A 21,298-nucleotide genomic window follows, 5' to 3' on the forward strand; every position below is an offset into this window, starting at 1 on the left:
GAGGGTTACTCCGCCGCCACGGCAGGGGGGATGTCCGTGGAGTCCTCAGTATCCTCAAGACACTCGGCTTCGCCCATGGCCGTTGTGCCGTCCTGCGCCGCCGTATCTTCGCCAACGGCGGGTTCGGCTCCGCGCAGCGGTTCCGGCAGCCAGCCGGTATCCGCCAGCAGCGTTTCGGCCTCACGGGCCATCTCGCCCTTCTTCAGGTGCGCGATGCGCTCGGCCGCGCGTGGCCCCTTCGCCTCGCTCACCGCCTGCAGAATGCGGGCCTTGGTCACGCGGCCGAGGAAATTGTCCACGGTCGGCTTCCACCCGGCGGCCGCCATGTCGAGGTCGACGGCGCGGGCGAGCTGATCGGCATGGTGAAGTGCGCGGGGGCGTCGGTTCCAGGTCTCATGAACAGCATTCACCGACAGGCTCACTACATGGGCGAACAGGCCGGAGCGGCTGTCGCTGTCCCAGTCGTGCAGCGCATCCCACAGATCGGCGGAGTCATTCGGCAGGACCTTCGCCCATCCCTCATGCCGGGCCTGGATCGCCGCGGCCGATGCGCTGTCGTTCAGCCCCGGCGCTTGCGCGCTGAAAGCCACGCACTTCAGGTCGAGTTCGAGGCAGCTATCCGAGCCGTAGCGATAGAAGCTCTTCAGCGTCAGGGCATGCAGGGCCGCGAGGAAGGCGACATCGGGCCGCTCGCCCAGCGCCTGGCGCAGGCCGAGCGTGCGGTGCGAGGTCAGCTCGGTCATCAGCCGGTCCGAGAGCGCAGACGGCCCTTCGTCCTCTTCGGAATCCGAGATCGGTGCCTCCACCGTAACGGCATCATTCGCCCTTGTGGCCGAAGCCGCAACAAGATGCGGGCCGGCGTCTTCCGTGGCGACTTCGAGCTCCACCGGCCGTTCGTCCTCCGGCCGCACATGGCCGCGCTCAATGCGCACCGACCCATCATGGGCGATGCTGACGAAGGCGCCGGCGCGCGCCGCCTCCGCCGGATCGAAGGCGATCGGACGCGCCTCGAAGGCTTCGATCGCCGTCTCGATCTCGCCGAGCCGCGCGTCGACCTCGTCCGGCAGTTCATCCGCCTCGGCGTATTCCGTGGACAGGCGATCATATTCCGCCTGGAGGGCATCGCGGCTCGCTTCCTCCTCAGTGGTGAGCGGGATGGTCTCGCCGCGCAGCTGTCGCAGGCCGTAGGTGTGGCCATAGGCGAAGTCAGGGGCCATCTCGACCCACTTCCACCCCTCCATGGTGACAGCGTCCGCCTCGGCCTTGAGCTTCTCGGCCACCAGCCGGTCGACAAGCGCGACATCCTGCAGCCAGCCGCCGTCGTCGCCCTGGAACAGGTCGCGCAGGATGGTGCCGCCCGCCTCGACATAGGCCTCGAGGCCGATGAACTGGGCGCGCTTGTCACAGGCACGCACCGCCCCTTCGGTCAGCATGCGGCGGATGGCATAGGGCTGCTTGTCATAGGAGGTCTTCAGCCGCTCGAAGACCTGTTCCTGGCGCGCATGGTCGCCGGAGACGGTGAAGGCCATGAGCTGGTCGAGCGTCATGCCGTCCTCGGCATAGACCTCCAGCAGCACCGGGGAGACCGAGGCGATCTTGAGGCGCTGCTTGACCACGCCGATGGAGACGAAGAAGGCAGCCGCAATCTCTTCCTCGGACTGGCCCTTCTCACGCAGGGCGAGGAAGGCGCGGAACTGGTCGAGCGGATGCAGCGGCGCGCGCTGGATGTTCTCGGCGAGTGAATCCTCCTCGGCGATGCCTCCCTCCCGGATGACGCAGGGCACCGGCGCGGTCTTGGCGAGGCGCTTCTGCTTTACCAGCAGTTCCAGCGCCCGATAGCGCCGCCCGCCGGCCGGAATCTCGAACATGCCGGTCTCGACGCCGGCGCCATCGACGACAGGTCGAACGCTGAGGCCCTGCAGCAGGCCACGGCGGGCAATGTCCTCGGCCAGCTCCTCGACCGAGACCCCGGCCTTGATGCGCCGGACGTTCGACTGGCTGAGCAGGAGCTTGTTGAAGGGGATGTCACGCGAGGGCGAGAGAATGATCTTCTGAACATTGGTCGCCATGGAAGGCACCTCCGCGACGGGCGGCCAAGAGCCTCTCTCTCGGCCTCCAACCCGTCACGAACCGCAGCGCCGCCCTCTCACTCTGGAGGGTGACGCCGCAGAACCGCAGAAGCGGAAAGACACAAAGCCGGAGACACGGATCTCCGCATCTCCGGTTTTCCGGGAATCAGGCTGCTCGATCGAGCAGCTTCTTGGCCCGGCCCTCAAGGTCGAGCCGCGCATCCTGGTGGGGCTTGTCGCGTGCGAGCGCGGTGATGCCCTGCACGAAGTCGAAGATGCTCTCGGGCTTGCGCCCTTCCTCGGCCAGCACCGTGTCGATGATCTTGGCGGTCTCGGCCTTGGAGAAGCCCCGGTTGCGCAGGAAGTCGCTGCGGTCTTCGTCGGTGCGCGCGACGATCTTCTCCCGTGCAGCCCTGATGCCGTTGACGAAGGGCATGGGCGAGGAATTGGCGAAGCGGGTGAGTGCCGGCGCTGCCTCGTGCGCGAAGCGGGAGGCCGCGTATTTGGAGTGGCGGATGGTGATCTCCTGGAAATCCTCGACGCCCCAGAGATTGCGGTTCTGGCAGACGGCACGCAGATAGAAGCTAGCAATACCGAGCGTCTTGGCCCCCACCTCCGAGTTCCAGCAATAGAATCCCCGGAAATAGAGGTCCGGCGCGCCGTCGGGCAGCCGCCCGGCCTCGATCGGGTTCAGATCATCGACCAGGAACAGGAAGACGTCGCGGTCGGAGGCGTAGAGCGTCGTCGTATCCTTGGTGATGTCGACACGCGGATTGTAGATGCCCGTGGACCAGTCGAGCACGCCCGGCACCTTCCAGCGTGTGTCACCGGTGCCATTGCCGGCGATGCGCTGCACCGCCTCGACCAGCTCATGATCATAGATCCGGCCATAGTCCGGCCCGGTGACGGCGCGCAGCTCGACGCGGCCATCGGTCGTTTCGAACGTCTTGATCTGCTCGGCGCGGTGCGCTGTCAGGCCATATTGCAGATTGATGCCGGCCAGCGCGGCGGGAAGCTGGCGCAGATAGGCAGCCGGCGCCCCGATCTGGGCCGCGAGCTGGCCGAAGGACCAATGGTTCGGCTCGACGGGCGCATCCGCCCCAGGCAGGACCAGGGCCAGCCGCTCGGCATTGGAGCGGCTCGCCTCCACATGGATGCGGGACGTCTCCACCAGGCGCGACCGGCTGTGATCGGCACGGCCCCGAACCATCGCGGCAAGTTCGCCGAGCGACAGAAACCGTTCGTCGTCCGGCCGGGAAAACCACTCCGACGACACGCGCCCGACCCGCTCGGCGCGCGTGACATCAACCTTGTAGCCGCCACCGACGTCGTGACAGGCATCCAGAACCTGCATGTTCATGGGGATCAGTCTCCATGACGGGCGCCGGAAGACTCTCTCCCAGCCCTCAACCCGTCACGGAATCTCGTCCGATCTCTAACTCTCTATCCTGGACAAGCCGGCTTCCGAGCGGCTGAAGATACAGCAAGGACAGGCCCTAAGGGGAGACTGCTGTCTCCAGATGGAAAGTGCGCGGCAGGTGATCGGGTAGATTGATTGGCAGGCCTGATTGATTCGGGGACGAGGAGGCGAATATGCGCGACGCGTATCCTGCTGAGGCTCTGGGGGGGGGCTCGGCGGCTTGTTCCACCGGGTTGATGCACCGCGCGTCCCCGAGAAGCGCGCGCGGCGGTTCGGGATGGGGTATCTCTGCGCCAGGACAGCGCAAAGGCGCGCACCGCGAGAGAAGCCGCGCGGAACGCTAGTGCTGCGTGAAACGAGACTGAGAGACGCCTGACGCATGCCAATCCTGAGCTGGCTGACCCGAGACGACGATGTCCGCGCCGCGCAGCGCGTGCCCTATCGGCTGCTGGAGGAGGTGCCGGAGCTTTCCGCCGGCGATCCGGCATCGGGCAACATGCTGATCCAGGGCGATAATCTCGATGCGCTGAAGGCGCTGCTGCCCTTCTATGCCGGCCAGGTGAAGTGCATCTATATCGACCCGCCCTACAACACCCACTCGGCTTTCGAGCATTACGACGACAACCTCGAACATACGCAGTGGTTGGCCATGATGTGGCCGAGGCTGGAACTGCTGCGTGAGTTGCTGGCGGAAGACGGCTCGATCTGGGTGTCCATCGACGACAATGAGGGGCATTACCTCAAGGTCATCATGGATGAGGTATTTGGGCGGAAGAATTTTATAGCCAATGTTATCTGGCAAAAAATGTTTTCGCCCAAGAATACGGCGAAGAATTTTTCCGAAGACCACGACTATATAACTGTTTACGCAAAGAAATCTGACTTCTGGCGACCTAATGACATGCCAAGGTCGGATAAATTAAACGCCAGTTATAAGAATCCCGACAACGACCCGCGCGGACCTTGGACCTCAGGGGACGTTTCTGCTCGAAATTATTATGGCGCAGGGACTTACCCGATAACTTGCCCTTCTGGCCGCGTGATATCGGGCCCACCGAATGGCATGTTCTGGCGTGTATCGCGAGAGAAGTTCGCGGAAATGGACGCTGATGGACGCATCTGGTGGGGTAAGGACGGTGACAACACTCCCCGCATCAAACGCTTCCTTTCGGAGGTAAAGCAAGGCGTTGTCCCTCAGACGCTTTGGCTAAATACAGAGGTTGGAAACACTCAAGAGTCAAAAAAAGAAGTCGTCGCCTTGTTTGGCGATGTCAACTTCATGACTCCGAAGCCCGAACGCCTTCTTCACCGCATCCTCCACATCGCCACCAACCCCGGCGACCTCGTGCTCGACTCCTTCCTCGGCTCCGGCACCACGGCAGCGGTCGCGCATAAGATGGGGCGGCGCTATATCGGCATCGAGATGGGTGATCATGCCGTCACCCATTGCGCGCCACGCCTTGAGAAGGTGATTGCCGGCGAGCCGGGCGGCATATCGCAAAGCGTCGGCTGGCAGGGCGGCGGCGGCTTCCGCTTCTATCGGCTCGGGCCGCCAGTGTTCGACGAGGACGGCCATATCCGCGCCGATATCCGCTTCCCCGTGCTCGCCGCCCATATCTGGTTCAGCGAAGCTGCCACGCCGTGGACAGCTACGAGCGGCACGCCGCTGCTCGGCTTCCATGACGGGCGGGCCTTCGCGCTGCTCTATAACGGCATTCTCGGCGACAAGCGCCCCGATGGCGGCAATGTGCTGACGCGGGCGACGCTGGCGCTGATCCGCGCCACCATTGCCGCGCATGACCCGGATTTCGCCGGCCCGCTCACCGTCTATGGCGAGCAGTCTCGCATCAGCCCGCCAGTGCTGGAGCGCGAGCAGGTGACGTTCAAGCAGACGCCCTATGACGTGAAGGCGAGGCGCTGACAGTGGCCGACATGCAGCTAAAAACCTATCAGGCCGACACGCTCGCCCTTCTCCGCCGCTTTCTGGAAGAGGCGCGCGTGGCCGGCCCGGCCAACGCCTATGACACGATCGCCCGCGAGCCAGAGGAGGCGCGGCGCCTTGGACGCTTCCGCACCGACTATGCGCCGCTCGCGGGTCTGCCGGGCACGCCCTATGTCTGCCTGCGCCTGCCCACCGGCGGCGGCAAGACCATCCTCGCCGCCCATGCCATTGGCGTCGCGCGCGATGCGTGGATCGAGAAGGACTTCCCGCTGGTGCTCTGGCTGGTGCCGTCCAACACCATCCGGCTGCAAACCGTCGAGGCGCTGAAGAACACCCGGCACCCTTACCGGCAGGCGCTCGACGCGGTATTCGAGGGCCGCGTGCGCGTGTTCGACATCGCCGATTTCGCCATGATTCGCCCGCACGACATCCGCGATAATGCCTGCGTGGTGGTTGGCACGATCCAGACCTTGCGCGTCAGCAACACCGAAGGCCGCAAGGTCTATGCCCACAACGAGAACATGGAGCCGCATTTCTCCACCATCCCCGCCGCCACTGCCGGGCTGGAGCAGCGCGACGGTTCCACTGACAAGGTCGGCGATCCGCGCTTCTCCTTCGCCAATCTGCTGCACATCCATCGCCCGCTGATGATCGTGGACGAGGCGCACAACGCCGTCACCGGTCTTTCGCGCGAGATGCAGGCGCGGGTGAACCCGTGCGCCATCATCGAGTTCACCGCCACGCCGCGCTTCAATTCCAACATCCTGCACAGCGTCACCGCGCAGGAATTGAAGGACGCGGAGATGATCAAGCTGCCGATCATCCTCGCCGAGCACGACAGCTGGCAGAACGCGGTGAACGGTGCCATTGCCAGCCGCGCCGCGCTTGAGGAGGCGGCCAAGGGCGAAGCCGATTACATCCGGCCCATCGTGCTGTTCCAGGCACAGCCGAAGAATGGCGAGGTGACGGTCGAGGCGCTGAAGACGCATCTCGTCGAGGTGGAGCAGATCGCGCCCGAGCGCATCGCGGTGGCGACCGGCGACCAGCGCGAACTCGACGGCATTAACCTGTTCGACCCGAAATGTCCAATCGAGTACGTCATCACCGTCGAGGCGCTGAAAGAGGGCTGGGACTGCTCCTTCGCCTATGTGTTCTGTTCGGTGCAGAATATTGGCAGCGCCACGGACGCAGAGCAGTTGCTCGGACGCGTTCTGCGCATGCCATACGCCCGCCGCCGCAAGGCCGATGCCCTCAACCGCGCCTACGCGCATGTCTCGGAAGCCTCCTTCGGCGCCGCCGCCAAGGCGCTCACTGACAAGCTGGTGGACATGGGTTTCGACGAACAGGAAGCCCAGGAGGTGATCGAGCCGGCGCAGGGCCATCTCGACGACACCGGCCTATTCGCGCCGCGCGAGAAGCCCGCGCCGGTGTTCCGCCATACCGTGGAAGCGAGCGTAGAGGTCGCCGAGGCGCTGGCAACCGTGGCGGAGCATGAGGCCGTGACCATTGTTCCCACCGCGGACGGTGCCGTCGAAATCGCTGTCACCGGCCGTGTGGCGCCCGAGATCGAGGCCGCCATCACCTCGGCGATCCCGGCAGCGGCGCGCTCCGGCTTCTCCGAGGCCGTTCGCAAGTACCGGCTCGACATCAAGGATCAGCTTTCGCCCGCCGAGCAGGGCGAGCGGTTCACGCTGCCGCGCCTTGTCGCCGAGGTGCAGGGCGAACTCGAATTCGCCGATGCCGATCTGTTCATGGAATTCCATGACTGGACGCTCGCCGCGCAGCCGGCGCGCCTTGACGAGGCCGCCTTCGCCATCCGCGACACGGCGCGCAGCTTCGAGATCGACGTGGACGGCAGGCATGTCAGCTACCAATTCGCCAGCGAGGAGGAGCAACTCGCGCTCGACGTGGATGTTGAAGGTTGGTCCGCGCAAGGTTTGGTTCTCTGGCTGGATCGGCAGTTGCGTCAGCCCGACATTCACCAATCCGATCTGCTGAAGTGGCTCAGTGATTGCCTTGGCTATCTCACGGGCCCGAGGAAAATTCACCTCGCGGCGCTGATGCGCACGAAGTTCATTCTGGCTCGCAAGCTCACTGAGCGGATCGCGGCGATACGCCAGGCCGAACAGGGAAAGGTCTATCAGCGGTACCTCTTCGCCCCCGAGGCGAACGTGCAGGTCTCCTTCGACGATGGCTTTGAGTTCCGGGACGGGATGTATCGCGACGTGCGCAAGCAGCGCGAGGGCAAGTGGAGGGCACGTAAGCACTTCCTTGGCGCGGACAATCTGCCGGCCTTCGATGGAACGCTGGACGGCGAGGAGTTCCAGTGCGCTCAGGCGATCGACAGCCTGCCATCGGTGAAATTCTGGCTACGCAATGTTGCGCGGCACCCGCAATCCTTCTGGCTGCCCACGGCAAGCGGCAGATTCTATCCCGACTTCGTGGCGCAGTTGAACGATGGACGCCTCGCCGTGATCGAATACAAGGGTGCGCTGCTGGCTGGCAGCGGCGTCGACGACACCAATGAGAAGCGTGCTATCGGCCGGCTCTGGGAGCAGAGCAGCGGTGGCAGGGGGGTGTTCATCGTGGTTGAAAAGCAACTGGGAGATCGCGATATGCGCGGGCAGTTGATGGATCGGTTGAGCGGTGGTTGACGGCCACCTCTACCTCGTGAGGAATCGTACTTCTGCAAACGCGCGGCTGATCCGTCGCCAGCAACAGAGGCGACGCAACCGCGGCGGTCACGCTAAGCCGCTCTCGCAGCCCGGATGCTGTGCAGCGCCTCCGGCTTGAGGTGGGTATAGCGCCGCAGCATCTTCCAGTCCTTATGGCCGGTCACGAGAGCCACCTGTTCGATGGTGAAGCCGGCCTCGAACAGCCGGCTGGTGCCTTCGTGGCGCAAATCGTGGAAATGCAGGTCCTCGATCTTGAGGTCCTGGCACTGGCGACGAAATGCGGTGCCAACCGAGCGGCCGTTGTAGGGGAAGATGCGGCCTTCTCGACGGCCCAAGGCGGCTCCTTGCTCCTCGATGATCTTGCATGCGTCGTAGCCGGACACGTCGAGCAGCGGGATGCGCTGATGGTTGCCGTCTTTCCTGCGCGGATCCTTGCGGTCCCGAATAAGCAGCATCCGCGTCCTTGGATCGAAGTCGCGCCATTCGACACGGCAGATTTCTTCCTGACGCATCGCGGTGGCTACGGCGAAGCGCACGATCCTTCCGGCAGGAATATTCTGCCGAGGGTTCTCGTCCAGCGCTCTGATGATGCGGTCAAGCTCATCCTGAGTCGGTCGGCGATCCCGCTCCTTGCCTTTCCCGATCAGGCCGAGCCGCTTCAGGGCGATGCGCGCGAGATCGAGAGGTTCGGTCGAGAGGGTCACGCCGTGGACCGCGGCAGCGTGGGAGAGCACGGTCTTGATATACCCGAAGTCCATGCTGACCGTGACCGGGCCAGCCCCTTCCTTCGCGCGGTCCTTGCCGTATTTGATCAGGCGCTCGCGGTCGAGCTCGCCGATTTTCAATGCGCCGAGCGCCTCGTCGATGGCGGTGAGGCAGAAGTCCTTGGAGCGGCCGATCCTGATCCCCACCTCGGCCATGTCCTGGCGATGGAGCGCGACGAGATCGCGGAAGCGTCTCGCGTCGCGCGACCTGCGCGTGACAGCCGGTTCCTGGCGGTCGATACGGCGCTCCATGTCGAGCGCCCATTCCTCGGCATCCTTGCGGCGCAGGAACGTCTCATTGACGTACTGCCCCTTCCGACGGATCTGGGCTCTCCAGGAGCCGGATTTTAGTTTAGTGAGGGTAGCCAATCCGTGTGCGCTCCGTGTGCACTCACGCGTCGAAAAATCGGGAATTGGGGCGTATCGTGGCGAAAAATCGAGTGCACACGACGAGACCCAACTCCTTGAAGTTACAGAAATAATGTCGAAAAATCAATCATTTAGATTTGCCACGGCCCCTATGATGGACTGGACTGACCGTTATTGTCGGGCCTTCCATCGCACCCTCTCGCGCCAGGCGCGGCTCTATACGGAGATGGTCACCGCTCCCGCCATCCTCCACGGTGATCGCGCGCGCCTGCTGGGCTTCTCGCCCGACGAGCACCCGGTGGCGGTGCAATTGGGCGGCAGCGATCCGGCAGAGTTGGCGCAGGCGGCACGGATCTGCGCCGACTACGGTTACGACGAGATCAACCTCAACGTGGGCTGCCCGTCCGACCGGGTGCAGGGCGGCAATTTCGGCGCCTGCCTCATGCGCGAGCCCAACCTCGTGGCCGATTGCGTCGCCGCCATGAAGGCGGTCGTCGCCATTCCCGTCACCGTCAAATGCCGCATCGGCGTGGACGACCAGGACCCGGAGGAGGCCCTCGACCGGCTCGCGAACGCCGTGGTGGCGGCGGGCACGGACGCGCTCATCGTCCATGCCCGCAAGGCGTGGCTGAAGGGCCTGTCGCCCCGCGAAAACCGAGATATCCCGCCCCTCGACTATGACCGGGTCCGCCGCCTGAAGGCCCGCCTGCCCCATGTGCCGGTGGCGCTCAATGGCGGCATCGCCAGCCTCGCCCAGGGGATGGAGGAGGCGCGCGGCCTCGACGGCATGATGCTGGGCCGCGCCGCCTATCAGGACCCCGAACTGCTCCTCGGCGTGGACCCGCTGCTGTTCGGCGCGCCGGCCCCCCATGCGGACAGCTTCGCCGCGGTGGAGGCGTTCGAGCCCTATGTGGCGCACCATCTGGAAGCCGGCGGGCGGCTCTCCGACATCACCCGCCACATGCTGGGCCTGTTTACGGGCCGCAAGGGTGCGCGCATCTTCCGCCGCCATCTCTCCACCGAGGCCATCCGGCCCGGAGCCGGGCTCGACGTGCTGCGCGCGGCCGTGGACGAGGTGCGCCGGCGCCAGCCTGTGGCGGCCTGATCGCCTTCCCCTTCCGATGTGATCTGCACGCCATGCGCGGCTCCCGAACGCCCGCATGCGGGCGCGGCGGTGGACAGGGACGCTGATCCGCGCCACTCCTGCGGCCCCCTGTGCCGCTCACGTTTGCCGGACCTGCCCCATGCTCGCCTCCATCTCCACCCACGACATCGTCATGCTCGCAGGAGCGATGCTGGCGGGCGGGGTACTCACGGGGCTCATCGCCGGCATGCTGGGCATCGGTGGCGGCGGCGTCATCGTGCCGGTGCTGTACGAGGTGTTCGGCGTGCTCGGGGTGGACGACAGCCTGCGCATGCAGCTGTGCGTGGGCACTTCGCTCGCCATCATCATTCCCACCGCCATCTCCTCCCACAATGCCCACATGAAGAAGGGCGCGGTGCTGCCCGGCGTGGTGCGCAACTGGCGGGTGCCGGCCATCGTCGGCATCCTCACCGGCAGCGCCATCGCGGCGGTGGTGGCGGGCTGGGTGCTGCAGGCGGTGTTCGTGGTGGTCATCTCGCTGCTGGGCCTGAAAAGCCTGCTCGGCCGCAACGACATCCGCATCGCCGAGCACCTGCCGGGGCCGGGCGCCATGCGGGCCTACGGCTTCGTCATCGGCCTGGCCTCGTCGCTGGTGGGGATTTCAGGGGGCGGTATCGCCACCAATATCCTGCTGCTCTATGGCGTGCCGATCCATGCGGCGGTGGCCACCTCAGCCGGCATCGGCATCATCATCCCCATTCCCGGTGTCATCGGCTACGCCATCGCCGGCTGGCCGCACCTGTCGCAGCTGCCGCCGTTGTCGCTGGGCTATGTCTCGGTGATCGGATTTGTCTGCATCGCGCCGGTGGCGGCGCTGGTGGCGCCGTTCGGCGCGCGGCTCGCCCACCGGCTGGGACGCCGGCAACTGGAAATCGGCTTCGGCGTGTTCCTGCTGCTGGTGGCCTCGCGCTTCCTCGTCGCCATCATCTGGGGCTGAGCTGCCAGGATCTCACCAGCGGTGGGTGAAGCCTGCCGTGATGCTCTTGTTCAGCGTGGAGCCGGTGTCGGCGACGGCCGTGGTGACGGTGATATCGCCCAGCACCTTCTGCTGCGCGCTGAGGCTCGGCAGCAGGGTGGGCGTCTCCTGCGTGGCCTTGGTGGCGAGGGAGAAGGTGGTGCCGGTCTCCACCAGCTTCAGGCTCACGGACTTGTCGGTCTCCCATGCCTCGGACGTGCCCGAGGCGACGCGATAGGTGTCGGCCAGCGTCGCGTCGAGGCCGCTTGCCAGCGTGACGGTGCGCGAGAAGGTGGTGGCCACCTTGCCGCTGGCGCCGTTGGGATCGAGGGAGACGTTCACCGTTCCCTTCTGCCACAGCAGCCAGTCGGGAAGCTGGGAGAGCGTGACCTTGGCATAGGCCGTGCCGCCAAGATCGCTGGCGCCGGACGCGACCACGGGCGCGGCGCTGGTCGCCGACTTGGACAAATCCATGCCGAACACGGTGCCAATGTCCTCCACCGCGCTCCAATAGGTCATGGAGACGCTGCCGTTGGCATTCAGCGTCTTCTTCGTCTCGCTGCTGGAATCGGCGCGGACGGGTGCGGCGGCGAACAGCACGACCGGCAGGAGAAGCGCAGCGGTGGTGCGTGGCATCATCGGCGGAGGCCTCCGGGCAGGTTGGAACACGGCGCCGCGCAGCAGCGGCGGGAACGACTTTCATCATGGGTGCGGAAAAGTTAGGGCAAGATTGCTGCGGCGCGGCATTTTCCGCGCATGCGCGCGCCGCATGGCTTTTGCGCAACACCGGCGCGGCGGCGCCTTGCGGCGGCGGGCCGCCCGTCCTAATCCCCGCGCGGGAGGATCAAGATGACACAACAGAGCGACCCCGCGCACGCCGCCGCCGCAACGCTTGAGATGCTCGCCCGCATCGCCGATGCGCTGGAGCGCCTTGCCCCGCCCGCCGTGCCGACGCCTGATTTCGAGGCCGCCGACGCCTTCGTCTGGCACAACGAGCCGCCGCGCTTCGAGCCGGTGCCGCGGGTGAACCGGGTGGAGATGGACCTGCTGCAGGGCATCGACCGGGTGCGCGACCAATTGGTGGAGAACACCTCCCGCTTCGCCCGCGGCCTGCCGGCCAACAATGCGCTCCTGTGGGGCGCGCGCGGCATGGGCAAGAGCTCGCTGGTGAAGGCGGCCCACGCCAGCATCAACCGCGACCTCGCCGCGCAAGCCCCGGCGCGCCTCAAGCTGGTGGAGATCCACCGCGAGGACATTGAGGCACTGCCCGCCCTCATGGGCCTCGTGCGGGCTTCGGCACACCGCTTCATTGTGTTCTGCGACGACCTCTCGTTTGATTCCGACGACACCTCCTACAAGTCCCTCAAGGCGGTGCTGGAGGGCGGCATCGAGGGGCGGCCGGACAATGTGATCTTCTACGCCACCTCCAACCGCCGCCACCTCCTGCCCCGCGACATGATGGAGAACGAGCGGTCCACCGCCATCAATCCCGGCGAGGCGGTTGAGGAGAAGGTCTCCCTCTCCGACCGGTTCGGCCTGTGGCTGGGCTTCCACAAGTGCAGCCAGGACGAATATCTCGCCATGGTGGAGGGCTATGTGGCCCATCACGGCCTTGGCGTGCCGGAAGAGCAGTGGCGGCCGCAGGCGCTGGAATGGGCGACCACCCGCGGCGCCCGCTCGGGCCGCACCGCCTTCCAGTTCGTTCAAGATCTGGCCGGCCGCCTCGGCCTGCCGCTCAAGGCCGCCTGATCGCCCTGCCCTGAAACGCAAAAGGCCGCCCCGAAAGGCGGCCTTTTTCTTTTGGGATTTGCGGCCGAACGCGCGAACAGCGTCGTCAGTTCTTGTTGACGACGCAGTCGCCGCCCTGGGCGCGCAGGGACTGGCACAGCTCGTTGGCCTGGTCGCGGGTGGCGAAGGGGCCGACCTGGGCACGGAAATAAGTGCCCTTGTCGGCCAGATCCACCTTCTTCACCGTGGCCCGGTAGTTGCCCAGCAGGTTGGGATACTTGGTCTGCAGGGCGCGCCAGGAGCCCATGGCATCCGCCTCCGAGCGCTGGGACGCCACCTGCACCACATAGGCCCCGGCCGAGGACGGCGCGGTGGTGGTGGAGGCCGTCTGGGTGGGAGCGACGGCCGGCACGGTGGTGACCGGGTTCGGATCCGGCAGGCCGGCGGGGATGGGGTTCTGCGTCGCCGCATAGGCCGAGACGGAGGTGCCGGGCACGGTCTGCGCCAGGCTGCCGTCGGCGCGCACGGCCACGGTGCGGACCCGCTTCGGCTCGGTCAGGTTCTGGGTCGCCTGCATGGGGGCCGGCGGCGTCGCGCTCGTATTGGCGGGCAGCGCCCGGGCGGCGGCGGTGACATCCACCGGCTGCTCCTCGCGCGACACCATGCGCTCGTTGCCGGCGTTGGCGCCCATGCGGTCGTAGATCATCTTCTGCCCACCGTCGGCGGACTGGGGCGCGGGGGTGGCGGTCTTGGCGGGCGCGGTATCGGCCTTGATCACCGGGGTCGTCCCCGCGGCGGTCCCAGAGGACTTGCCCGTCGCCATGTTGAAGGCGAACACGCCGGCCGCGCCGGCCACCGCCAGGCCCAGCACGGAGACGCCGAGAATCAGCGCGAGGCGGCCTTTGCGACGGCGCGGCTCGGCGTCGTACATCTCCTCGCCATGGGGCGGCATGTAGCCGTCTTCCCCATATTCGGGATCGTAGGTGTCGTCGTAGTCGTCATAGCCGTCGTCGTCGCGGCGGGCGGCCGAATAGGCATAGCCGGCCTCGTCGTCCTCGGCCTCATAGCCGCGCCCGTGGGCGCCGGAACTGGCGCCGGCATGGGCGCGCTGGTCGGCACGCGGATCTTGCCGTGACGGCGCATACCCGCCCTGCTGGCCATAAGCCGAGGCGCCTGCCGGACGGGTGGGCGGTACGTCGTCATAATCGTCGTCGTAATCGTCCTCGTCCCTGCCCTGCCCGCTGGCGGGCGGCGCAACGCGGGAGAGCGATCCGTAGCCGGAGCGCACAGCAGCGTCGGGAACGCCGCGCCCGGCCGCCGGAGCGGGAGCGAAGGAGGGCGCCGCCTGGGGCTGGGCCGCGCGGGCGGCAGGAACTGCCGGCTGGGGCGCGGAGGGCTGAGCATAAGGCGGGGGGCCGGCGGGACGCGGAGGGACCGCAGGCGCAGGACGGGACGGCGCATCGCCATAGCGTGCCGCATCGGAGCGCGCGGGAACCTGTGCGGGAGGAACCTGTGCGGGAGACTGGGGCGCCGGACGCGCGGACACGGCGCTGGGCGCCGGCACACTGCGGGGCGGCGCTTCCCACTCCTCGTCGTCCTCATCGTCGTAATAGGAAGGGGCAGGCTGCGGAGCCGGCCGCGCGGGGGCGCGGGCCGCTGCCGCGCGGGGATCGGGATAGGCGGGTGCAGCCGGCGCCACCTGGCGCGGGGCGGTTCGCGGGTCTGATACCCGCGTGTCGGCGGCTTGCGGGGCACGATCTTGCGGAGCACGATCGAGGCCTGAGAAATCGTCGAACGGGTCGTCGTCGCCGATCAGCCTGGCCAGCTCGGCCAGGGGATCGCCCCCCGTCGCGGCGGACGACGGAGCGGAGCGGGGCCGCTGCCCACCCTCCGCGGCACCTTCATCACGCCGGTAGCGGAACCTGCTTTCGTCGACCATATCGCCTCGATGTGTTGTCGCCCGCCCGTGAACCTGCGGATTCAATACCGCGCCGAGAAGTCTAGCCCGGTGGGCCAACCGCTCGGTCCGCAGCCACGGGACAAGCGATCATTTCATCTCGTCTACGGCCGTCACCCCCAGAACCTTGAGACCGGAGGCGAGCACCGTGGCCACGCCATGGACCAAGGCCAAGCGAGCCGAGGTCAACTCTCGATCATTCTCGATAATGAAGCGTAAATGAGGCAAGTCCTTTCCACGGTTCCACTGGCCGTGAAACTCTCCGGCGAGTTCGTGCAGGAAGAACGAGATGCGGTGTGGCTCCCGCGCTCCCGCCGCCTGCTCCACGAGACGCGGCCAGCTCGCGAGCCGGCGCAGCAGCGTGATTTCTCCCTCGTCGTCGAGTCGGGCCAAGGGCGCGGTAGCGAAAGACGCCGCCTCCTGCGGCAGGTCGGCGAACTCCTCGGCCGCGTTGCGCAGGATCGACTTCGCCCGCGCGTGCGCATACTGCACGTAAAATACCGGATTTTCACGCGACTGCTCGATCACCTTGGCGAGATCGAAATCGAGCGGAGCATCGTTCTTGCGGAACAGCATCATGAAGCGGACCGCGTCGCGGCCCACCTCGTCCACCACCTCGCGCAGGGTGACGAAGGACCCCGAGCGCTTGGACATGCGCACCGGCTCGCCGGCGCGGAACAGCCGCACCAGCTGGATCAACTCCACGTCCAAGCTCGCCCGGCCGCCGGATACCGCCTTCACCGCCGCCTGCATGCGCTTGACGTAGCCGCCGTGGTCGGCGCCCCATACGTCGATCATCTTCAGGAAGCCGCGGTCCACCTTGTCCTTGTGATAGGCGATGTCGCCGGCAAAATAGGTGTAGCTGCCGTCCGACTTCTTCAGCGGCCGGTCCACGTCGTCACCGAAATCGGTGGAGCGGAACAGGGTCTGCTCGCGATCCTCCCAATCCTCGATGGGCGCGCCCTTGGGCGGCGGCAGGCGGCCCTCATAGACCTCGCCCGACGCGCGCAGCGCCTCGATGGCGGCGCCCACGCGGTCCACCGCGCCGGTAGAAAGGGAGCGCTCGGAGAAGAACACGTCGAAGGAGATGCCGAGCGCCGCAAGATCCTCGCGGATCGCCACCATCATGGACGCGATGGCCACGCCCCGCACCAGCGGCAGCCATTCCGCCTCGCTCTTCTCCTTGAGCGCCGGGCCGTGCTCGGCGGCCAGCTTCTGGCCCACTGGAACCAGATAGTCGCCCGGATAGAGGCCTTCCGGGATCTCGCCAATGGCCTCGCCCAGCGCCTCGCGGTAGCGCAGGAAGGCGGAGCGGGCCAGCACGTCCACCTGCGCGCCGGCGTCGTTGATGTAATATTCCTTGGTTACGGCAAAGCCGGCGAAATCCATGAGACTTGCCAACGCATCGCCGAACACCGCGCCCCGGCAATGGCCCACATGCATGGGGCCCGTGGGGTTGGCGGAGACGTATTCCACGTTCACCTTCTCGCCCGCGCCCAATGCCGAGCGGCCGAAATCCAGCCCCTTCGTGAGCACGGCGGCCAGCACCACCGGCCAGAACGTGCCGTCCAGCGCGATATTGATGAAGCCGGGACCGGCCACATCCACCTTCTTCACGCCCGCCACCGCGCCCAGCTTGCCGGCGATGCGCTCGGCGAGATCGCGGGGTTTCAGGCCGGCATCCTTGGCCAGCACCATGGCGGCGTTGGTGGCGAGATCGCCATGGCTCGCGTCGCGCGGCGGCTCGACGACCACGCGGGCAAGATCGAGGTCCTTGGCGATGATGCCCTCGGCGACGAGGGCGGCGACGGCTTCGCGCACGTGATCGGCGAAGATCGCGTAGACGTTCATGGGGCGGGGTCCGATCGGGTTGGTTGGCCCGGCGCCTAACGCAAGTCCGGCGTCAAGTCAAAGAAACGGGCGTGCTGGTCGAGGGCGTAGCGGTCGGTCATGCCGGCGATGTAGTCGGTCACGCGGCGGGCGAGCCGCTGGTCGTCGAGCTGGTCGAGGTCGTCGTGCCAGGAGGGCGGCATGTCCTTGGGGTGGGCAATGAAATGGCCGAAGAGGTCGCGCAGCACCCCCTTCGCCTCATCCATCACCCGCTCGACCCGCTCGTGGCGGTACATGCGCGAGAAGAGGAAGACCTTGAGCGCCTTTTCCTTCTGCCGCATGGCGTCGGAAAAGGCGATGACGGGATGGTCGAGGGCGCGCACGTCCGCCGCAGAGGCCACCCCCGCCGCTTCGGCACGGCTGGTGCCCTCGGCCACCACGTCCTCGATGAGGCGGATGATGACGCGGCGGAGCACCTCGTTCACCGTCCGCGCCACCCCGAGCCCGGGATAGAGCCCGCGCACCTCGCCAAGCGCGTCGCCCACCAGGGGCAGGCCGGCGAGGTCTTCGAGGGTGAACATATGGGCCCTCAACCCGTCGTCGAGGTCGTGCACGTCATAGGCGATGTCGTCGGAGATGGCGGCCACCTGCGCCTCGGCGGAGGCGTGGCTCCACAATTCCAGGTCCTGCTGGGCCGAATACACCTCGATGGCATGGGGCAGGCCGCCGAGGTAGCGGCCGATGCCGCGCCCCTCCCGGTCGGTGAGCGGGCCGTTGTGCTTGGCGATGCCTTCCACCGTCTCCCAAGTGAGGTTGAGGCCGTCGAACTGGGCATAGCGCCGCTCGATTCGCGTCACCACCCGCAGCGACTGGGCATTGTGGTCGAACCCGCCCTGCCCTGCCATGCAGGCATCGAGCGCCCGCTCGCCGGCATGGGCGAACGGAGGGTGGCCGAGGTCGTGGGCGAGGGCCAGCGCCTCCGCCAGATCCTCGTCGAGCCCCAGCGCACGGGCGATGGAGCGCGCCACCTGCACCACCTCCAGCGTATGGGTGAGGCGGGTGCGGTAATGATCGCCCTCGTTGAAGACGAACACTTGGGTCTTGTGTTTCAGCCGCCGGAAGGCGGTGGAATGGATGATGCGGTCGCAGTCGCGCCGGAACGGGCTGCGCGGCGGCATCTCCCGTTCCGGGACCAGCCGGCCGCGCACCCGCTCCGCGTCGCAGGCCCACGATATGAGGGGCCGCGCGCCGCTCACCGCCATGATTGCCCCCTCGTCTTCCACCCCGTTCCGCCAGCGCCCGCGCCCCGATGGGACAGGCTTGCCGACGTTTTTCCACCACCGCCCTTTAACTCGGGGGCCGATGGACTTACCTTATGGGCCATTGCCAGCTTCAATTCGTAAAGTCGATATCATGGAAACATCACTCGCCCCGACTGCGGCCGCCGACCTCCCGGCGCTCGAAACCGAATTTACCGTGACCGATGCCGCCGCGCGCCGCATCTGCCAGATCCTTTCTCCCGAGCCGGCCGGAACGTTCCTGCGCATCAGCGTGGAAGGCGGCGGCTGCTCCGGCTTTTCCTACAAGTATGATGTGACCCGCGAGCAGGGCGAGGACGACCTCGTCATCGAGAAGGAAGGCGCCAAGATCGTCGTCGATCGCATCTCGATCGACTACATCAAGGGCTCCCAGCTCGATTACAAGGCGGACCTGATGGGCTCCGCCTTCAAGATCTCGAACCCCATGGCCACAGCCAAGTGCGGCTGCGGGTCCAGCTTCGGGGTCTGAGCGCCTTTAGGTCCTGAGAGATAGCCACCCGGCCTGTCCGGGTGGGCGGGATGTGTGCGCCGTCAGGGTGCCACGTTGTTCGGCACGGCGTGGGACCACGGCCGCGGCAGGCCGGCCGGCCAGTTGTCGCCGTAGCAGGGGAAGAAGCGCTCGGTCCGGGCCATGATGACGAGGTCCGGGGCGAAAGCCTTCACATCGTCGAAGTTGAAGTCACATGAGCCGGTGACGCGCCGGGACTCGTGAACCCAGGCCACAACGCTCACATCTGCATTCAGGAACAGGCGCGGCCATGACCCGCCGGTGAAGGAATCGCCGAGGATCAGCACGCGCTGGCCCGTGGGCGCGTAGTCATACGCCAGCGACTTGAAGGCCACGTGCTCGTTGTGGTGCTTCAGCGCCGGATCGAGGCGCGGTGCGGCGGCACGGTCCTTGATGGTGAAGGGCTCGTCCTCCTCCTTCACCTTCGGCGGCAGGCGGGTGGTGCGCAACAGGTCGCCGCGCGCGGACGGGCTGGGCGGACCCAGCACGGCGGCCGGATCCACCTGCCAGTCGGGATGCCCCGCCGCCACCATAACCGCATTGAAGGACAGCACGCCGGAACGGCTGTTCCAGTGGGTGTCGGTCATGAGATACCGCGGTCGCGGGCTGGCCTTCAGCACCTGCCGCAGGTCCACGGCGGTGACGCCCTCCGCCTTCAGGCCGGCGAGGGCGAGGTCATACTCGGTAACGGGGTAATTCAACGCGTCGTACCAGGTGGGCAGCGCCTCCAGCTCCACCGACTGGGCATTGGGCGGGATGGCGACCACGACGCGGGTGCCCTTCGCCGCCAGCACGCGCTGCATCTCGCCCACCATGGTCACGAAGCGCTCCACGTTCGCCGCCCGCACCAGCGCGCCCGCCGACTGGGCCGGTGCCTGCTCGCGGCCCCAGAACAGCTGGCCGTCGCGGCCGGTGTAGAAGGGCCGGGTGTCGGGGGAGCCCAGCGCCTCGCGCAGGTTTTGGCGCAGCACCGGCAGGGTGGCGCGGAAGCCGAAATTGTCCTGGATGTAGATGCCGATGTTGCGGAACTTGTAGTTCAGCTTCTGGTCCCAGGTGAAGCTGTCGGGGATCGCCACCCGCCATTGGCCCGAGGCCACCGGATCGGGGATGAGGTTCGACAGCAGCAGGAAGCCGAACAGGCCGGCCACGAGGACGCCGACATAGCGGCGGGCGCGCGAGAGCAGGGTCACGGGGGCGCCTCCTCAGAACCGGTAATAAAGGAAGGGGGTGGCGGTGGTGCCGCCCACCCAGGCCACGCTCGCCAGCATCAGCACGGCGATGAAGGCAAAGTCCGCCGCCGCCGCAAAGATCCCCTGCCCCGCCAGCGCCTTCCAGCGCGGCCAGCGGAAGAAGCCGATGAGCCCGCCGACCACGAGCGCCGCGATGGCCAGCGGCGTCAGCCCGAAGCCCAGCGCCAGCGAGGCCCGGCTGAAGCCGTGGAACCCGGCGAGGCCGGCGAACATGTCCATGGCGCCACCGAAGCTGTCTGCGCGGAACCACACCCAGCCCAGCATCACTGCAATGACGGTATAAAGATGGGCCACCACCCCCGGCAGCCGCTTTAGCCAGCGGCCGAGGAAGGCCCGCTCGATGATGAGCAGCGCGCCGTGGTGGGCGCCCCAGATGACGAAGTTCCAGCTCGCCCCATGCCACAGGCCGCACAGCAGGAATACGGCGGAGAGGTTCAGGTAGGTGCGCAATTCCCCGCGCCGGTTACCGCCGAGGGGGATGTAGAGATAGTCGCGCAGGAAGGCGGAAAGGCTCATGTGCCACCGCCGCCAGAAATCGGTCATGGAATGGGCGGTGTAGGGCACGCGGAAATTGCGCGGCAGCACGAAGCCCACCATCACGCCGAGCCCGACCGCCATGGTGGAATAGCCGGCGAAGTCGAAATAGATCTGCACCGTATAGGCATAGAGCCCCAGCCATGCCTCCACGAAGGTGGGATGCGTCGTGGTGTCGAACACCCCGTCGGCGAGCCGGGCCACCTCGTCGGCGATCAGCACCTTCCAGGCAAGGCCGATGACGAACAGCCGCGCCCCGGCGGAGAACCGCCCCATGGTGGTGCGCCGCTGGGACAGCTGCTTCGCCACCGTGGCGTAGCGCACGATGGGGCCGGCGACCAACTGCGGGAACATGCACATGTAGAGCGCGAACTGCGCCAGATCGCGATTGGCGTGCACCTTCCGCTTGTAGATGTCCGCGAGGTACGAGATGGCGTGGAAGGAATAGAAGGAGATGCCCAGCGGCAGCGAGATCCGCGGCATGGGCAGCGACGCACCCAGCGGCTCGATCAGCGCATTCGCGTTCTCCACCAGGAAGCCGGTGTATTTGAAGATGCCCAGCAGCAACAGGTTGAAGGCGACGCCATAGACCAGCAGGCGCTGGCGCGGGGCGCCCTCGCGATCGTCGATGGCGCGGGCGAGCAGGAAGTTGATAGCCACCGATGCCAGGAGAAGCAGGATGTGGGGCGTATAGCCCGCAGAATAGAATACGAGGGAGAAGGCCAGAAAAATATAGTTCCGCGTCGTGATGGACTTCGCGGAGAAATAAGACGCCAGGAACAGGGGGAAGAAGTAGAACAGAAACTCGATGGACGCGAACGTCATGCCACTGCG

15 protein-coding genes are annotated in these 21,298 nt (G+C 66.6%); 6 read left to right on the forward strand and 9 right to left on the reverse strand.

Features of this window, described 5'->3' with window-relative positions:
* Positions 1 to 5: 5 nt before the first annotated feature.
* Together FZ033_RS00425 and FZ033_RS00430 are read right to left on the reverse strand one after the other, a co-directional pair.
* Complete coding sequence (locus FZ033_RS00425) at positions 6 to 2,069, reverse strand: ParB/RepB/Spo0J family partition protein (protein WP_149574229.1); 2,064 nt, start codon at positions 2,067 to 2,069, stop codon at positions 6 to 8.
* Positions 2,070 to 2,235: 166 nt separating this feature from the next.
* Entirely contained in the window at positions 2,236 to 3,429 is a 1,194-nt protein-coding gene (locus tag FZ033_RS00430; protein ID WP_149574230.1) for a DUF932 domain-containing protein, read from the reverse strand.
* A 439-nt stretch (positions 3,430 to 3,868) separates the two neighbouring features.
* On the opposite strand from FZ033_RS00430, the gene FZ033_RS00435 reads away from it, so the two are divergent.
* Together FZ033_RS00435 and FZ033_RS00440 are read left to right on the forward strand one after the other, a co-directional pair.
* A complete protein-coding gene (locus FZ033_RS00435; RefSeq protein WP_149574231.1) occupies positions 3,869 to 5,410 on the forward strand; it encodes a site-specific DNA-methyltransferase in 1,542 nt (513 codons plus the stop codon).
* Positions 5,411 to 5,421: 11 nt separating this feature from the next.
* The gene (locus FZ033_RS00440) at positions 5,422 to 8,085 is read left to right on the forward strand and encodes a DEAD/DEAH box helicase (protein WP_149574635.1); all 2,664 of its coding nucleotides are present in this window, start codon (positions 5,422 to 5,424) and stop codon (positions 8,083 to 8,085) included.
* Between the two features lie 92 nt (positions 8,086 to 8,177).
* Here the strand turns inward: FZ033_RS00440 and FZ033_RS00445 are convergent, their stop codons facing one another.
* Positions 8,178 to 9,239, reverse strand: a complete 1,062-nt coding sequence (locus tag FZ033_RS00445) for a site-specific integrase (protein ID WP_149574232.1) — start codon at positions 9,237 to 9,239, stop codon at positions 8,178 to 8,180.
* A 112-nt stretch (positions 9,240 to 9,351) separates the two neighbouring features.
* On the opposite strand from FZ033_RS00445, the gene dusA reads away from it, so the two are divergent.
* Both dusA and FZ033_RS00455 read left to right on the forward strand, forming a co-directional pair.
* Positions 9,352 to 10,344: a tRNA dihydrouridine(20/20a) synthase DusA gene (dusA, locus tag FZ033_RS00450; RefSeq protein WP_149574233.1), complete on the forward strand. Its 993-nt coding sequence runs from the start codon at positions 9,352 to 9,354 to the stop codon at positions 10,342 to 10,344.
* Positions 10,345 to 10,483: 139 nt separating this feature from the next.
* Positions 10,484 to 11,320 carry a sulfite exporter TauE/SafE family protein gene (locus FZ033_RS00455; RefSeq protein ID WP_149574234.1) on the forward strand — a complete coding sequence of 279 codons (837 nt, stop codon included), beginning with the start codon at positions 10,484 to 10,486 and terminating at the stop codon, positions 11,318 to 11,320.
* A 12-nt stretch (positions 11,321 to 11,332) separates the two neighbouring features.
* On the opposite strand, the gene FZ033_RS00460 is transcribed toward FZ033_RS00455, so the two are convergent.
* The gene (locus FZ033_RS00460) at positions 11,333 to 11,977 is read right to left on the reverse strand and encodes a hypothetical protein (RefSeq protein WP_149574235.1); all 645 of its coding nucleotides are present in this window, start codon (positions 11,975 to 11,977) and stop codon (positions 11,333 to 11,335) included.
* Positions 11,978 to 12,187: 210 nt separating this feature from the next.
* On the opposite strand from FZ033_RS00460, the gene FZ033_RS00465 reads away from it, so the two are divergent.
* Positions 12,188 to 13,087, forward strand: a complete 900-nt coding sequence (locus tag FZ033_RS00465; RefSeq protein WP_188079219.1) for an ATP-binding protein — start codon at positions 12,188 to 12,190, stop codon at positions 13,085 to 13,087.
* An 85-nt stretch (positions 13,088 to 13,172) separates the two neighbouring features.
* Here FZ033_RS00465 and FZ033_RS00470 read toward each other — a convergent pair whose 3' ends face one another.
* From FZ033_RS00470 to FZ033_RS00480, 3 genes are all read right to left on the reverse strand, one after another.
* Positions 13,173 to 15,005 carry an SPOR domain-containing protein gene (locus tag FZ033_RS00470; protein WP_149574236.1) on the reverse strand — a complete coding sequence of 611 codons (1,833 nt, stop codon included), beginning with the start codon at positions 15,003 to 15,005 and terminating at the stop codon, positions 13,173 to 13,175.
* Between the two features lie 108 nt (positions 15,006 to 15,113).
* Positions 15,114 to 16,874, reverse strand: a complete 1,761-nt coding sequence (gene argS, locus FZ033_RS00475; RefSeq protein WP_149574237.1) for an arginine--tRNA ligase — start codon at positions 16,872 to 16,874, stop codon at positions 15,114 to 15,116.
* A 35-nt stretch (positions 16,875 to 16,909) separates the two neighbouring features.
* Positions 16,910 to 18,115 carry a deoxyguanosinetriphosphate triphosphohydrolase gene (locus FZ033_RS00480; RefSeq protein ID WP_149574238.1) on the reverse strand — a complete coding sequence of 402 codons (1,206 nt, stop codon included), beginning with the start codon at positions 18,113 to 18,115 and terminating at the stop codon, positions 16,910 to 16,912.
* 151 nt (positions 18,116 to 18,266) lie between these two features.
* Between FZ033_RS00480 and FZ033_RS00485 the strand changes: the two genes are divergently transcribed.
* The gene (locus tag FZ033_RS00485) at positions 18,267 to 18,641 is read left to right on the forward strand and encodes a HesB/IscA family protein (RefSeq protein WP_149574239.1); all 375 of its coding nucleotides are present in this window, start codon (positions 18,267 to 18,269) and stop codon (positions 18,639 to 18,641) included.
* A 62-nt stretch (positions 18,642 to 18,703) separates the two neighbouring features.
* Here the strand turns inward: FZ033_RS00485 and FZ033_RS00490 are convergent, their stop codons facing one another.
* Both FZ033_RS00490 and FZ033_RS00495 read right to left on the reverse strand, forming a co-directional pair.
* On the reverse strand, positions 18,704 to 19,870 hold the full coding sequence (locus FZ033_RS00490; RefSeq protein WP_149574240.1) for an alginate O-acetyltransferase AlgX-related protein: 1,167 nt from the start codon (positions 19,868 to 19,870) through the stop codon (positions 18,704 to 18,706).
* Positions 19,871 to 19,882: 12 nt separating this feature from the next.
* A complete protein-coding gene (locus FZ033_RS00495) occupies positions 19,883 to 21,289 on the reverse strand; it encodes an MBOAT family O-acyltransferase (protein WP_149574241.1) in 1,407 nt (468 codons plus the stop codon).
* Between the last annotated feature and the right edge of the window lie 9 nt (positions 21,290 to 21,298).

Source organism: Xanthobacter oligotrophicus, from assembly GCF_008364685.1.
Classification (GTDB): Bacteria; Pseudomonadota; Alphaproteobacteria; order Rhizobiales; family Xanthobacteraceae; genus Xanthobacter; species Xanthobacter oligotrophicus.

What these genes read in the sequence shown, in the direction of transcription:
- FZ033_RS00425 (WP_149574229.1), bottom strand. Translation starts at nt 2,069, where the DNA reads ATGGCGACCAATGTTCAGAAGATCATTCTCTCGCCCTCGCGTGACATC.
- FZ033_RS00430 (WP_149574230.1), bottom strand. Translation starts at nt 3,429, where the DNA reads ATGAACATGCAGGTTCTGGATGCCTGTCACGACGTCGGTGGCGGCTAC.
- FZ033_RS00435 (WP_149574231.1), top strand. Translation starts at nt 3,869, where the DNA reads ATGCCAATCCTGAGCTGGCTGACCCGAGACGACGATGTCCGCGCCGCG.
- FZ033_RS00440 (WP_149574635.1), top strand. Translation starts at nt 5,422, where the DNA reads ATGCAGCTAAAAACCTATCAGGCCGACACGCTCGCCCTTCTCCGCCGC.
- dusA (WP_149574233.1), top strand. Translation starts at nt 9,352, where the DNA reads ATGTCGAAAAATCAATCATTTAGATTTGCCACGGCCCCTATGATGGAC.
- FZ033_RS00455 (WP_149574234.1), top strand. Translation starts at nt 10,484, where the DNA reads ATGCTCGCCTCCATCTCCACCCACGACATCGTCATGCTCGCAGGAGCG.
- FZ033_RS00460 (WP_149574235.1), bottom strand. Translation starts at nt 11,977, where the DNA reads ATGATGCCACGCACCACCGCTGCGCTTCTCCTGCCGGTCGTGCTGTTC.
- FZ033_RS00465 (WP_188079219.1), top strand. Translation starts at nt 12,188, where the DNA reads ATGACACAACAGAGCGACCCCGCGCACGCCGCCGCCGCAACGCTTGAG.
- FZ033_RS00470 (WP_149574236.1), bottom strand. Translation starts at nt 15,005, where the DNA reads ATGGTCGACGAAAGCAGGTTCCGCTACCGGCGTGATGAAGGTGCCGCG.
- argS (WP_149574237.1), bottom strand. Translation starts at nt 16,874, where the DNA reads ATGAACGTCTACGCGATCTTCGCCGATCACGTGCGCGAAGCCGTCGCC.
- FZ033_RS00480 (WP_149574238.1), bottom strand. Translation starts at nt 18,115, where the DNA reads ATGGCGGTGAGCGGCGCGCGGCCCCTCATATCGTGGGCCTGCGACGCG.
- FZ033_RS00485 (WP_149574239.1), top strand. Translation starts at nt 18,267, where the DNA reads ATGGAAACATCACTCGCCCCGACTGCGGCCGCCGACCTCCCGGCGCTC.
- FZ033_RS00495 (WP_149574241.1), bottom strand. Translation starts at nt 21,289, where the DNA reads ATGACGTTCGCGTCCATCGAGTTTCTGTTCTACTTCTTCCCCCTGTTC.